Consider the following 12,893-nt stretch of genomic DNA (forward strand, 5'->3'; position numbering starts at 1 on the left):
ATGTCAACAAAGGGTAAGGACAATAAGAGAGGGAACGGCGCCTTGGGGGCGCGAAGGTGGGATATTGGCATCCGACGACAGATGGCTGGAACGGCTGCGCCTCGAGCTGGCCTGGTTCACCGGCCAGGCCGCGCTGCGCAGACGCGGTGCCGGCGCCATCCTGCGCTTTGCGCGGGTGCGGCCACGGCGGCGCGGCGGGTTTCAGCCGCTGCGCGCGCACGAGATCACGCCGCAATTTCTCGACCGCGCCATTCGCGCGTTGAAGCGCTGGAACTACGATTTTCTCGGCATGGACGAGGTCTGCCGGCGCGCGGTGACACTGCCGGAGAAGCGGCGTTTCGTGGCGCTATCCTTCGATGGTGCGCCCAAGGATCTCATCGACTTCGCCTATCCGGTGCTGGCGCATCACGCCGTGCCCTTCACGGTCTACGTACCCACCGCCTTTCCCGACGGTGTCGGGCAAGCCTGGTGGCTCGGGCTCGAACAGGTGATCGCGCGCGAGAGCCGCATCAACCTGATGATGGGCGAGAGGGAGCAGCGCTTCACTGTCACCGGCAATGCCGAGAAGCAGGCGCTGTTCTCGCATCTCGAGAGCTGGCTGCGCTCGCTGTCACCGGCGGATCTATCGGCCGCGATCGCCGATCTCTGCACGCGCTACCGCATTGATCTTGCCGCGCTCTCGCGCGAGGCGTCGATGGATTGGGAGGATCTGGCGAAGCTCGCCGCCGATCCGCTCGTCACGATCGGCAGCGCCACCGTGAACTATCCGGTTCTCGCCAGCATGAAGGATACGGCAGCCTTGCGCGAGATGGCGATGGGCAAGGCCGTTGCCGAAGCGGCCTTCCGCCGCGATGTTAGGCATCTCGCCTTTCCGTTCGGCGACCGTACCTCGTTCCGGCGCAGCCACGTCATGATGGCGGAGGAGGCGGGCTTTGCCAGCGCGGTGTCGACGATCCCGGGCATCGTGGACGCGGAGGGGCGGACCAATCTGCGCGCGCTGCCGCGGATTTCCTGGGACGGCCGCGTGCGCTCGCTGCGCATGTTGCGCGTGCTGGTGTCGGGTGTTGCGTTTGCGCCGGTGAGGCCGACCGCTACGAGCCAGACTTGACGCGATCAGGCCGCTGCATCCAGCTCACGATCGGCATCGCCGGCAGCACCCAGCCCATGCCCACGACCACGTAGTAGATCGCCTGCCGCCAGCCGGACTCGGCAATCCACGGAATCTGCGCAGCCGCCATGCCGAGCAGGGCCCAGACCGTGGCCAGCACCAGGAGCAGGATGGCGCCGAGGAACTTGCGGGTGCGGATCGTCATGACGGACTACTAGCGGCTTTCACGTAACTTGCGCTGCGGGAGCGGGGGACTATAAGGGGCACGCAGTCCGGTTCAAGCCCTGGTTTTAGCCTCTGAAATGACGACGAATTCTGTCCCAACCAACCCGCATCGCGCCGTGCGCTGGTGGCTGATCTCGGTCGCCGCGCTGATCGCGCTGATGGTACTGGTCGGCGGCGCGACGCGGCTCACGGAATCCGGCCTCTCGATCGTCGAATGGAAGCCGGTCACGGGCAGCGTGCCGCCACTGTCGGAGACACAGTGGACCGAGGCGTTCGAGGCCTACAAGAAGATCCCGCAGTATCGCGAGCTCAATGCGGGCATGAGCCTGTCCGAGTTCAAGCAGATTTTCTGGTGGGAATGGAGCCACCGGCTGCTCGGCCGGTTCATCGGCGTCGCCTATCTGCTGCCGTTCCTGTTCTTCCTGTGGCGCGGTGGCCTGTCCGGTGAATTGAAGCGCAGGCTGTGGTTGCTGTTCGCGCTTGGCGGTCTCCAGGGCGCGGTGGGCTGGTGGATGGTGGCCTCGGGCCTGACGGGACGGGTCGAGGTGTCGCAATATCGGTTGGCGACGCATCTTGTGCTCGCGCTCCTGATCTTCGCTGGCATCGTCTGGACGGTGCGGCGGCTCAAGGAGCGGCCGCAGATCGCAGCACCGGCGCGGTTGCGCTTCACGAGTGCACTGCTGCTCGTCGTGACGTTCGTGCAGATCTATTTCGGTGCGCTGGTTGCGGGCCTGCGCGCCGGGCGCGCGTACAACACCTGGCCGCAGATCGACGGCGCGTTCATTCCCTCGGCCGAGCGGCTGTGGTTCGAGACGCCGTGGTGGCGCAACATGTTCGACAATGTGCTGACGGTGCAGTTCGAGCACCGCATGACCGCCTATGCGCTGTTCGCGCTGGCCGCGCTGCATGCGATCGACGCGGTGGGTTCGCGCGCAGGTGCGGCGGCAAGCGGCGCGCTCTGGCTGTTCGCGGCGGTGAGCCTGCAGGCGGTGCTCGGCATTCTCACGCTGCTCAACCAGGTGCCGATCGACCTCGCGCTGTCGCACCAGGCCGTCGCAATCGTCGTGCTGATGCTCGCGGTGATGCAGGTGGAACGGCTCGCTTCGCGGCGATCTGCGGAGGCGCAGCCGCGTGCGGTTCCGATTAGCCAGCCCGGCTGATCAGCAATAGCCGTAGATGCCGCACGCGTAAGGCAGGCGCCAGAAATAATCGACCTGCTTCCCGCCGTAATACGGGCCCTGATAATCGTAGCTCCAGGGGCGGCCGTAATAGCCCGGCAAGGTGTTGGAGCCGGGCAGGAGCGGCGTGCCCGGCAGATTGCGGATGTAGCTGCCGATGCCGTAGGCCGGCGAGATCAGCGCATCCGGGTCGGTATCGACATAGACCTGCGGCGGCTCCTGCGGCGGAACTGCGGCGCGCCGCTTCGGCGTGGCCGGCAAGTCAGCGGCAACGGCGGCTGAAACCGTCAGCATCGCCGCAAGGGCAGGCACCATCCAGCGCAGCATCGTCGGCTCCGAATCAAAGGGGCGATCCAAAGGCCATCTATGCGGTAGATATGGTTAATGACTGTTAACTGACGGCGGCCAAAGCCACCATCATTCCGGGGCGCGCGTGAGCGCGAACTCAGGTGCGCGATTGCGCACCCGAGAATCTCGAGATTCCGGGTCTGGTCCTTCGGACCATCCCGGAATGACAGCGATGACTACGCCCCCAGCGCCTGCTCCAGATCGGCGATCAGGTCTTCCTTGTCCTCGATGCCGATCGAGAGACGCACCACGTCAGGCCCGGCGCCGGACTTCACCTTGGCGGCGTCGTCGAGCTGGCTGTGCGTGGTGGAGGCCGGGTGGATCACCAGCGAGCGGGTGTCGCCGACATTGGCCAGGTGCGAGAACAGCTGCAGTTTCGACACCAGGCTGACGCCGGCGTCATAGCCGCCCTTCAGGCTGAAGGTGAACACGGCGCCCGCGCCCTTCGGCGCGTATTTGCGCGCGAGCTGATTGTACTTGTCGCTCGCAAGGCCGGCATAGCTCACCGAGGCCACCGCCGGATGGCCGGCGAGGAATTCGGCGATCGCCTTGGCATTGTCGCACTGCTTCTGCATGCGCAGCGGCAAGGTCTCGATGCCGGTCAGGATCATGAAGGCGTTGAACGGCGACAGCGCGGGGCCGAGGTCGCGCAAGCCCAGCACGCGGCAAGCGATCGCGAAGGCGAAATTGCCAAAGGTCTCCTGCAGGCGGATGCCGTGATATTCCGGCCGCGGCTCCGACAGCATCGGATATTTGCCGCCGGTCGACCAGTCGAAGGTGCCGGCATCGACGATGATGCCGCCGAGCGAATTGCCGTGACCGCCCAGAAATTTCGTCAGCGAGTGCACGACGATGTCGGCGCCGTGGTCGATCGGGCGGATCAGGTAGGGCGAGGCCAGCGTGTTGTCGACGATCAGCGGCACGCCGGCCTTCCGCGCCACCGTCGAGATTGCCTCGATGTCGGTGATGCTGCCGGCGGGATTGGCAATGGACTCGATGAAGATCGCCTTGGTGCGCGGCGTCACCGCGCGCTCGAAGCTCGCGACGTCGTCGGGATCGGCCCACACCACGTTCCAGCCAAAGCTCTTGAAGGCGTGCGTGAACTGATTGATCGAGCCGCCATAGAGTTTTCGCGCGGCGATGAACTCGTCGCCGGGCTGCATCAATTGCTGCAACACCACGACCTGCGCCGCATGGCCCGAGGCCACCGCAAGCGCGGCCGTGCCGCCTTCGAGCGCGGCGACGCGCTCTTCCAGCACCGCGTTGGTGGGATTGCCGATGCGGGTATAGATGTTGCCGAACGCCTGCAGGCCGAACAGCGAGGCGGCGTGGTCGGCATCGTTGAACACGAACGAGGTCGTTTGATAAATCGGAGTCGCGCGCGCACCGGTGGTGGGGTCGGGCTGTGCACCGGCATGCACGGCGAGGGTTGAAAATCCCGGAAGGCGATCGCTCATTGAGGGCGTCCTGTTCTCTTGGTCTGAAATCGCGCGGCATGCTGATGGGCGCCGCGCTCGCCGTCAAGGCGCCGCGTCACGTCAAGACCATTTGGGAATGATCTTGCTACGCATTGTCGCGTTAGCAAAATGAATCCCTCGCAATTGCGTCAGCTTTGCTCGGTCTTGTTCTTGGCGGCACGATCGGAGGCCGCAGTGTCGCCGCCGCCGACGCTCATCCGATTGAGGGATAGTCGCATGCCTTGCGTCGGTGCCGGCGCGCGCTTGGAGCTGAGCGTGCGCGAATTCACGCCCATCCAGGAGATCTCGGACGACAGGCGGCCATATTCGATCTTGGGGCAACGGTTCATCACCACCTTGATACCGACCGACTCGGCTTTCGCTGCCGCCACGTCGTCACGTGCGCCAAGCTGCATCCAGATCACCTTCGGCAGCGGGTCGAGCGTGAGAGCTTCCTCGACGACAGGCATGATGTGGCTGGAATTGCGAAAAATGTCGATCATGTCGATGGGACGGCCGATGTCGGACAGCGAGGCGATAAAGGGCTTTCCGAGCAGCTCCTTGCCGACATGGCCGGGATTGACCGGGATCATGTCGTAGCCACGCTGCGCCAGATATTTGAATGCGAAATAGCTCGGCCGCACATTGACCGGCGAGGCGCCGACCATCGCGATCGACTTCACGCTGTTGAGGATGGCGCGGATGTAATTGTCGGGATAGGCGTCGTGGTTCATGTGATCCTTCATTCGTCATTCCGGGGCGACGCGAAGCATCGAACCCGGAATCTCGAGATTCCGGGTCGGCTCTTCGAGCCGCCCGGAATGACAGCATAAGAACTGCTACTACTCATCCCGCCATGTCGGCGTGCGCTTCTCGATGAAGGCGCCGATGCCTTCCTCGGCGTCGCGCGCCATCATGTTCTCGGTCATTACCTCTGCGGCATAGCGATAGGCCTCCGCAAGGCTCATCTCGGCCTGGCGATAGAACGCCTCCTTGCCGAGCTTGACGGTGTAGGCCGATTTCAGCGCAACCTGCTCCGCCAGCGCGATCGCGGCGTCGCGTTCGGTGCCGGCGGGCACCACGCGGTTGATGAGGCCGATCTCGCGGGCGCGCGCGGCCGCAACAGGCTCGCCCGTCAGCAGCATCTCCATCGCCTGCTTGCGCGGCACGTTGCGCGACAGCGCCACCATCGGGGTCGAGCAGAACAAGCCGATGTCGACGCCAGGCGTTGCGAATTTCGCGTCCTCCGAGGCGATGGCGAGATCGCAGCTGGCCACGAGCTGGCAGCCGGCCGCGGTCGCGATACCCTGGACGGATGCGACCACAGGCTTTGGCAGATGCACGATCGCCTGCATCATCGCGCTGCAGGCGGTCATCATCTCGGCAAAGAAGGCGCGGCCGCGATCCGGGTCAGTGCGGCGCGCGGTCAGCTCCTTCATGTCGTGGCCGGCGGAGAAGGCAGAACCGTTGGCGGCGATCACGACGCCGCGGACGGCCTTGTCATCGCGGATCTCGTTGAGCTCCGCATGCAGGCTGGCGATCATCGCCGCCGAAAGGCTGTTGCGCGCGGCGGGGCGGTTCAGCGTCAGCACGGCGATCGGGCCTACGGTCTCGCGCAGCAGGATCGGCGGTTGCGGGGAGGGGGCGCGGGCGGCCTGGGCGGACATCGAAGCGTTTCCGTTGGATTATTGCATTTGAATGACGCAGATAACTTAATGTAACAGGGCGAGTGAAGCGAGGGTGGGGAACAGCATGGCGTTAGCGAAAATGAGCGTGGCAGAGGTCGAGCAGTTCCTCCGTCACGAGTTTCCTCAGGCCTTCAGCGGCGACGACATCACGATCGAAAGCGCGGACGGCCAGACCTGCCTTTTGCGCCAACGCTACAGCGAAAGGATGCTGCGACCGGGCGGAACCGTGTCCGGCCCGACGCTGATGGCGCTCGCCGATTTCGCGATGTACGTGGTGCTTCTGTCCGCGATCGGGCCGGTCGGGCTCGCCGTCACCACCAATCTCAACATCAACTTCCTGCGCAAGGGCCAGCCGGGGCAGGACGTGCTGGCGGAGGCGCGGCTGCTCAAGCTCGGCAAGCGGCTTGCGGTCGGGGAGGTGAAACTGCTGTCCGGCAGCTCGCCCGATCCGATCGCCCATGTCACCTCGACCTATTCCATTCCAAATGTTTGAACTTTTTGCAGGTAATATAGCACCATATTTTTAAGTAATTGATATTACGGCACTAATTTCCGTTGTCGGGCATTGACCGTTGCGCGTCTCTTCTCTAGAAAAACGCGCAGTCCGGTGCGGTGTTCGCGCCGATGCTCCCCGTCCACGGAAACTCTGACATGAAAACCTTTTCGGCAAAGCCGGCTGAGGTGACGAAGAAGTGGGTACTGATCGACGCCAAGGGTCTGGTCGTCGGCCGCCTCGCCACCATCGTCGCCATGCGCCTGCGCGGCAAGCACCTCCCGACCTACACCCCGCACGTTGATTGCGGCGACAACGTCATCATCATCAATGCGCAGCATGCGGTCCTCACGGGGCGCAAGCGCGAGCAGAAGACCTATTACAAGCACACTGGTTATGTCGGCCACATCAAGGAGCGCACCGCGCGCCAGATCCTCGAGGGCAAGCATCCCGAGCGCGTGCTCGAGAAGGCCGTCGAGCGCATGATCCCGCGTGGTCCGCTCGGTCGTGTCCAGATGGGCAATCTCCGTGTCTATGGCGGCGCCGATCATCCGCACGAGGCCCAGACGCCCGAGAAGATCGATATCGCCAAGTTGAACCGCAAGAACACGAGGGCCGCATAACATGGCCGAATCCATCCAGTCGCTCGACCAGCTCTCGCAGCTCAAGACGGCGGCGGCGCCCGATGCGCCCAAGCACGAGAAGAAGGTCGACAAGTTCAACCGCGCCTATGCCACCGGCAAGCGCAAGGACGCGGTCGCCCGCGTCTGGATCAAGCCGGGTGCCGGCAAGGTCACGGTCAACTCGCGCGAGGTCGAGGTCTATTTCGCCCGTCCCGTGCTGCGCATGATGATCGAGCAGCCGTTCTCCGTGGCCGCGCGTTCGGGCCAGTACGACGTGATCTGCACGGTTGCCGGCGGCGGTCTGTCCGGCCAGGCCGGCGCGGTCCGTCACGGCATCTCCAAGGCGCTCACCTATTTCGAGCCGGAGCTGCGCTCCGTGCTCAAGAAGGGCGGCTTCCTGACCCGCGACTCCCGCGTGGTCGAGCGCAAGAAGTACGGCAAGGCCAAGGCCCGCCGGTCCTTCCAGTTCTCGAAGCGTTAATCGCTTCGGTCACATTCGCCGCGAAAGCGGCTTCAATGAGATGCAAAAGGGCGCTGATTTCAGCGCCCTTTTTGTTGTTCGTTTGTATGCAAATTGATGGCGTGTTTCCCGAAAACTTGGCCTCCCACGAAAACCTGAATGGAACTCGCGCGACCTAGCGTCGCATTCGGAAGGGCGCGCAAATCGGCTGGGGCCGGTCGCGTAACTGCTATTTTCTAGAGGGGGCCGACATGATGTCGCTCGATAGCATCACGCTCTATTTGGTCGCCACCATGGTCGCCGCATTGCTCGGCGCCATGATGGTGTTTTTCGGCAGGCAGGAGAACAGCCCTGCACTGAAATGGTGGGGCACCGCCTATCTGCTCGGTGCCGCCTCCGTCGCGCTGTGGACCGCGGCCGGCGACAGGCTGGGCCCGCATCTTTACCTTGCGCTGAACGCGGTCGGATTCGTCGCCTGCGGCATGGTGTGGAATGCGGCGCGCGTCTTCCACGGCCGCAAGCCGAACTGGCCGGGTCTCCTCGTCGGCGCGCTGGCCTGGGTCGCCGCCGTCACGCTGCTCGCCCCCGAGGCATCCATGTTGCGGATGATCATCGGCGCCGGCATCGTCTCGGTTTATGCGGCATTGACCGCCAGCGAGCTCTGGACCGAACGGCGCAAGAGCCTGCAGCGGCGCTGGCCGGCTTTCGTGATGCCGGTGATGCATGGCTGCGTGTTGATGCTGCCGGTCCTGATCGGCAGCTTCCTGCGTCCGCACGATGCCGGCTTCTCCCAGAGCATCTGGGTCAAGGTGTTCGCGGTTGAACTCATCCTATATGCCGTCGGCACCGTGTTCGTGATCTTCATGCTGGTGTCCGAGCGCACCGTGACCGCGCACCGCACCGCCGCGTCGACCGATCCCCTGACCGGCATGCTCAACCGGCGCGGCTTCTCGGAAGCCTGCGGCCGCGTGATCGAGCGCGAGGCCAAGGCCGGACGTCCCGTGACCGTGATGATCTTCGACATCGATCACTTCAAGTCGATCAACGACCGCTTCGGCCACCCTGCCGGCGACGAGATGCTGAAACTGTTCTCGACCGTCGTCGTCAGCAATTTGCGCATCACCGACATGTCGGGCCGCATCGGCGGCGAGGAGTTCGCAGCGCTGCTGCCGTGTTCGCTGGAGGAGGGCGTGCTGGTCGCCGAGCGCGTGCGCGAGGCTTTCGAGACTTCCGGCGTCGTGGTCGACGAAGGCCCGGTGGACACCACCGTCAGCATCGGCGTCGCCGGCGGACCTGCCGGCACCGAGCTCGAGGTGCTGCTGGCATCCGCAGACACCGCGCTCTACCAGGCGAAGCGCGGCGGCCGTAACCGCGTCGAGGCGGCGGAGGAGCTGCCGCTGTCGCTGGAGAACTGGCGCCGCCAGAGCGCCGCGCGGATCAGTGCGCCGCAGCCGCGGCCGGCCACCGCCTGAGACGCAGAGCAGCATCGCGGTAATCCTCTGTTTACCATTCGATCCCTACCATTGCGGTCATGGAATCGATCCGTCGACAGAACCCGCAAGCTGCCCTGATGTCGCTCGAAGCCGCTGCGGCCTCGGCACGCAGCGGCTTCGCCTGTCTGTTCTCCACTGCGGATGAATACGAGAGCGCGCTGATCACCGAGCGCCGCGCGCAGGGGCGTTACACGCAAGGCCGCCGCAGCTACTGGCCGCTCGCGCTGTTCATCGGCTGCGCCCTGATCGTGGCGGGCACCGTTCTGCTGCTGATCTGAGAGATCTGCATTTTTTGGCCGACCAGGGCGCCGTTTCGGCGCCTTTTTCTTTTTCGCCGGCTGCGCTAGACACGCCCATCGAACAAAAAACGGGTGGAAACCGATGATCACCGAGATCGCGCAAATCGACGTCAAGCCGGGCAGCGAAAAGGACTTTGAGGCCGCCGTCGCCAAGGCCAAGGCCGCCTTCGGCCGCTCCAAGGGCTTTCACGGCTTCGAGCTGCACAAATCGATCGAAAAGCCGCAGCGCTACCGGCTGATGGTGAAATGGGCGACGCTGGAAAACCACACCGTCGATTTCCGCGGCTCGGAAAACTTCACCGAATGGCGCGGCCTTGTCGGCCAGTATTTTGCCTCGCCGCCCGAGGTGGAGCACACCGAGACCGTGCTCACGACCTGAGGGTTACGCCGCTTCTGCCAAAGGCGGCGCCTCATAGGTCTTGAAATGGTCGATCATGACCTTGGCGATGGCGACCAGCGGCAGTGCCAGCGCCAGGCCCCAGATGCCGAACACGACGCCGAGCAAGATCTGGAACGCGAACAGCGTGGCCGGCGGAATGTCCAGCGCCTGCCGCTGCAGGATCGGCGTCAGCACGTAGCTCTCCATGGCGTGCACGCCCATGAAGAGCAGAAAGGCCGATAGCGCCGGGATCCAGCCCGAGGCAAGGCTCGCCAGCACCACGACGACGCCGGCGATGATGGCCCCGATGGTCGGGATGAAGGCGAGCAGGCCGGCCTGAATTCCCAGGATGAACGAGCTGGGGATGCCGATGACGGCAAGCCCGATCCAGGTCACCACGCCGACCGCGAGCATGACGATGATCTGCGCGATCAGCCAGCGCTCCAGAGTCTCAGCTGTGCGATCGATGATGAGGGCGACCCGGGTGCGGTGCCGGGCCGGCGCCAGGAACAGCAGACCGTCGTGATAGACGGCGGGCTGGGCGGCGAAGGCGAAGCCCAGGAACAGCACGATGAAGATGTTGCCGACACCGTGGATGGTGCCGAGCAGCAGCTTGAAGGTCTGGCTCACGATCGCCCCGCCGCTGGAGGCCAGCGCGCCTGCGCCGGGCAGGGGACCGCGCGAGGGCGCTGCTGGTGCGGGCGCCGTCTCCGAGGGCGCGGTGGTCGAGGCGTCGGTCGCGCCGTTGCCGAAATCGAAGAAGCTGGTGTCGATGCCGTGGTTGTCCAGGAAGGACTTCACATTTCCGATCTGCGACTTGATGGTCTTGCTCAGCAGCGAAGCCTGTTCGGCGATGGTGGCGCCGCCGAGATAGGCGATGCCGGCGAGCATCAGGGCGAGCGCAGTGCAGACGATCGCGAGCCGCACCGGATGCGGCAGGGGCACGCGGCGGCCGAGCGCGCCCGTCAGCGCGTTGAGGCCGAGACCGAGCAGCATGCCGGTGAAGATCAGCAGCAGGGTGGCGGCGAAATACCAGGTGAAGGCGAGCAGCGCGGTGAACAGCACGACGCCGATGCCCCCGACCGAGATCGCCCAAGCGAGGTCGCCGCGGGTCCGGGAGCGTTCATCTTTGGACATGGTCACATCGGGTCCTTTTCAGCGCAATGCGCGCCGCACTCTCTCGACAAACGCGCTTTGGATCAAGACCGCGTCAACGCGCTGGTTTGACGTCGGCGCGCCGACGGTGCAGAGCGATGAGGAAAGAACAATGGGGGCGGTTTGAGCTTCATCAGCAAATGGGCCGGTCTGCTCGGGCTTCTGGCCGTGATCGTGGTCGGCGACCAGATCCGGATCAACCGGCCCGGCCACAAATTTCGTCTCACGGTCGAGGTCACGACGCCTGACGGGATCAAGGCCGGATCCGGCGTTCTGGCCGTCGTGCCCGACCGCAACTATAACCGTGGCGGCCGCACCACGATGCGCGGGGAGGCGGTGTTCGTCGATCTCGGTCAGAGCAAGAATCTGGTGGCATTGCTGGCGCACCGGCAGGACGCCAAGCTGGACTTTGACGACATCAACTATGTCGCGCTTCGTGCCTATGGCGCCGCGCGCGGCGACCGCGTCTCGTTCAACGATATCCACCGGCAAACCGGCGTTGTCCCGGTGCAAGCAGACCTCGTGCCGGTGCTCGTCAGCTTTGGCGATCCCAAGGATCCCAAGACGGCGCGCCTTGTCGCCGGCGACCATGCGGAGGCGGTTCTGGGCGAGGGCTATGCGATCCGGGGCATCACGGTCGAAGTCGTGCCCAACGGGTTCTGGCCGGTTGATTTCGGTGGGGTGCTCGGAGAGCCCGTGACGCGCGGCATCAACGCGAAACTGCCTTGGCTGGCCGCCCCGGGCGATCCGGCCGCAACCGCACTGCAGGCCGCCGGGCTGCCCGCCGGGGGCGAGGCCCGGGAGGCATTTGCGCGAAAATAGCATTGCCGTCCCGCGATCCCTTCTGTTGAATTTGTTCCAGCCCAAGGGCATGTTTGGAGAATCTTCTTATCGGAGAGGCGCGGAACGACAGATGAGAAAGCCGGTCGTCGGCGTGATCGGGAATGCCCATCGCGTCGAAAATCGATTTCAGGTCCAGATGGTCGGCGAGCGCAATTTGCGCGCCGTGGCTGAGGTTTCCGGTGGCCTGCCGATGATGTTCGCGGGTGCGCCCGATATCACCGATATCGGCGCGCTGCTCGACGTGGTCGACGGGATCGTGCTCACCGGTGCCCGCGCCAATGTCCATCCGACCCGCTTCAATGTCGACCCGTGTGAGCGCCACGAGCCGTACGATATCCATCGCGACGAGGTGGCGCTGGCGCTTTCGGTCGCCTGCGTCGCCCGCGGTGTGCCGCTGTTCGGCATCTGCCGCGGCCTGCAGGAGATGAACGTCGCCTTCGGCGGCTCGCTGCATCCCGAGATTCGCGAAATTCCCGGCCGCATGAACCATCGCATGCCCCGGCTCGAGAACGGCGAGATCCACCCCGATCCGACCGTGGTGTTCGCCGACCGTCACGACGTCGAGCTGACGCCGGGCGGAGCATTCGCAACACTGCTCGGCTGCGAGAAGATCAGGGTCAATTCACTGCATGGCCAGGGCATCCTCGATCCCGGCAAGCGCGTGCTGGTCGAGGGCGTCGCCGAGGACGGCACCATCGAGGCGATCCGGATCGCGGAAGCTCCGACCTTCGCGCTCGGCGTGCAATGGCACGCCGAATACGATCCCCAGCGCAATCCGGTCAACCGCAAGCTGTTCGAGGCGTTTGGCGAAGCGCTGGTCGCGCGGCAGCGCGCGGCGGCGTAGGGCACACGCGTGTCCCGGACGCGCTGCAGCGTTCTTACGCTGCTGCGCAGAGCCGGGACCCAGCGCCCTGGACTCCGTTGCGGCATGGGCCCCGGCTCTGCAGCGCACCGCTGAAGAAGCGCTGCGCTGCGTCCGGGGCACGAGAGCGGAAATCTGGCGCACAGCTGCATCAAACTCGTCATTGCGAGCGTAGCGACTTGTCCGCCGAAGCCTTGGCGAAGGTGGAAGCAATCCAGAGTCTTTCCGCGACGGGATTCTGGATTGCTTCGTCGCAAGAGCTCCTCGCAATGACGGAGCAAG

At 64.8% G+C, this 12,893-nt stretch carries 16 protein-coding genes; 10 read left to right on the top strand and 6 right to left on the bottom strand.

Features of this window, described 5'->3' with window-relative positions:
• Positions 1 to 64 precede the first annotated feature (64 nt).
• Positions 65 to 1,108 carry a polysaccharide deacetylase family protein gene (locus tag RAD10_RS32935; protein WP_461620669.1) on the top strand — a complete coding sequence of 348 codons (1,044 nt, stop codon included), beginning with the start codon at positions 65 to 67 and terminating at the stop codon, positions 1,106 to 1,108.
• Here the strand turns inward: RAD10_RS32935 and RAD10_RS32940 are convergent.
• On the bottom strand, positions 1,092 to 1,313 hold the full coding sequence (locus tag RAD10_RS32940) for a DUF2842 domain-containing protein (RefSeq protein WP_091965239.1): 222 nt from the start codon (positions 1,311 to 1,313) through the stop codon (positions 1,092 to 1,094). The genes RAD10_RS32935 and RAD10_RS32940 overlap by 17 nt on opposite strands.
• 97 nt (positions 1,314 to 1,410) lie before the next feature.
• Between RAD10_RS32940 and RAD10_RS32945 the strand changes: the two genes are divergently transcribed.
• Positions 1,411 to 2,493, top strand: coding sequence for a COX15/CtaA family protein (locus RAD10_RS32945; protein ID WP_461620670.1), 1,083 nt, complete (start codon positions 1,411 to 1,413; stop codon positions 2,491 to 2,493).
• On the opposite strand, the gene RAD10_RS32950 is transcribed toward RAD10_RS32945, so the two are convergent.
• The 4 genes from RAD10_RS32950 to RAD10_RS32965 all read right to left on the bottom strand — a co-directional run bounded on the left by RAD10_RS32950 (position 2,494) and on the right by RAD10_RS32965 (position 5,983).
• A complete protein-coding gene (locus RAD10_RS32950) occupies positions 2,494 to 2,838 on the bottom strand; it encodes a hypothetical protein (protein ID WP_461620671.1) in 345 nt (114 codons plus the stop codon).
• Positions 2,839 to 3,035: 197 nt separating this feature from the next.
• Complete coding sequence (locus tag RAD10_RS32955) at positions 3,036 to 4,316, bottom strand: O-acetylhomoserine aminocarboxypropyltransferase (protein WP_104462877.1); 1,281 nt, start codon at positions 4,314 to 4,316, stop codon at positions 3,036 to 3,038.
• A 149-nt stretch (positions 4,317 to 4,465) separates the two neighbouring features.
• Positions 4,466 to 5,050: a CoA-binding protein gene (locus tag RAD10_RS32960; protein WP_461620681.1), complete on the bottom strand. Its 585-nt coding sequence runs from the start codon at positions 5,048 to 5,050 to the stop codon at positions 4,466 to 4,468.
• Between the two features lie 108 nt (positions 5,051 to 5,158).
• Positions 5,159 to 5,983: an enoyl-CoA hydratase gene (locus RAD10_RS32965; protein WP_461620672.1), complete on the bottom strand. Its 825-nt coding sequence runs from the start codon at positions 5,981 to 5,983 to the stop codon at positions 5,159 to 5,161.
• A gap of 85 nt (positions 5,984 to 6,068) precedes the next feature.
• Here RAD10_RS32965 and RAD10_RS32970 point away from each other — a divergent pair, with 85 nt between their 5' ends.
• The 6 genes from RAD10_RS32970 to RAD10_RS32995 all read left to right on the top strand — a co-directional run bounded on the left by RAD10_RS32970 (position 6,069) and on the right by RAD10_RS32995 (position 9,751).
• Positions 6,069 to 6,497 (top strand): PaaI family thioesterase, encoded by a 429-nt coding sequence (locus RAD10_RS32970; protein ID WP_091965251.1) that lies wholly within the window; start codon positions 6,069 to 6,071, stop codon positions 6,495 to 6,497.
• Between the two features lie 158 nt (positions 6,498 to 6,655).
• Positions 6,656 to 7,120 (top strand): 50S ribosomal protein L13, encoded by a 465-nt coding sequence (rplM, locus tag RAD10_RS32975; RefSeq protein WP_091965253.1) that lies wholly within the window; start codon positions 6,656 to 6,658, stop codon positions 7,118 to 7,120.
• Between the two features lies 1 nt (position 7,121).
• Positions 7,122 to 7,601: a 30S ribosomal protein S9 gene (gene rpsI / locus RAD10_RS32980; RefSeq protein ID WP_008547917.1), complete on the top strand. Its 480-nt coding sequence runs from the start codon at positions 7,122 to 7,124 to the stop codon at positions 7,599 to 7,601.
• Positions 7,602 to 7,831: 230 nt separating this feature from the next.
• Positions 7,832 to 9,052 (top strand): GGDEF domain-containing protein, encoded by a 1,221-nt coding sequence (locus tag RAD10_RS32985; RefSeq protein ID WP_091965255.1) that lies wholly within the window; start codon positions 7,832 to 7,834, stop codon positions 9,050 to 9,052.
• Positions 9,053 to 9,111: 59 nt separating this feature from the next.
• Positions 9,112 to 9,351: a hypothetical protein gene (locus RAD10_RS32990; protein ID WP_038948765.1), complete on the top strand. Its 240-nt coding sequence runs from the start codon at positions 9,112 to 9,114 to the stop codon at positions 9,349 to 9,351.
• Positions 9,352 to 9,454: 103 nt separating this feature from the next.
• Positions 9,455 to 9,751, top strand: coding sequence for an antibiotic biosynthesis monooxygenase family protein (locus tag RAD10_RS32995; RefSeq protein WP_035673823.1), 297 nt, complete (start codon positions 9,455 to 9,457; stop codon positions 9,749 to 9,751).
• 3 nt (positions 9,752 to 9,754) lie between these two features.
• Here the strand turns inward: RAD10_RS32995 and RAD10_RS33000 are convergent, their stop codons facing one another.
• Positions 9,755 to 10,894, bottom strand: coding sequence for an AI-2E family transporter (locus tag RAD10_RS33000; protein WP_461620673.1), 1,140 nt, complete (start codon positions 10,892 to 10,894; stop codon positions 9,755 to 9,757).
• Between the two features lie 135 nt (positions 10,895 to 11,029).
• On the opposite strand from RAD10_RS33000, the gene RAD10_RS33005 reads away from it, so the two are divergent.
• Together RAD10_RS33005 and RAD10_RS33010 are read left to right on the top strand one after the other, a co-directional pair.
• A complete protein-coding gene (locus tag RAD10_RS33005) occupies positions 11,030 to 11,728 on the top strand; it encodes a hypothetical protein (RefSeq protein ID WP_461620674.1) in 699 nt (232 codons plus the stop codon).
• A gap of 91 nt (positions 11,729 to 11,819) precedes the next feature.
• Entirely contained in the window at positions 11,820 to 12,593 is a 774-nt protein-coding gene (locus RAD10_RS33010; protein WP_461620675.1) for a gamma-glutamyl-gamma-aminobutyrate hydrolase family protein, read from the top strand.
• The last annotated feature ends 300 nt before the right edge of the window (positions 12,594 to 12,893 follow it).

It is taken from the genome of Bradyrhizobium sp. 23AC (assembly GCF_054863025.1).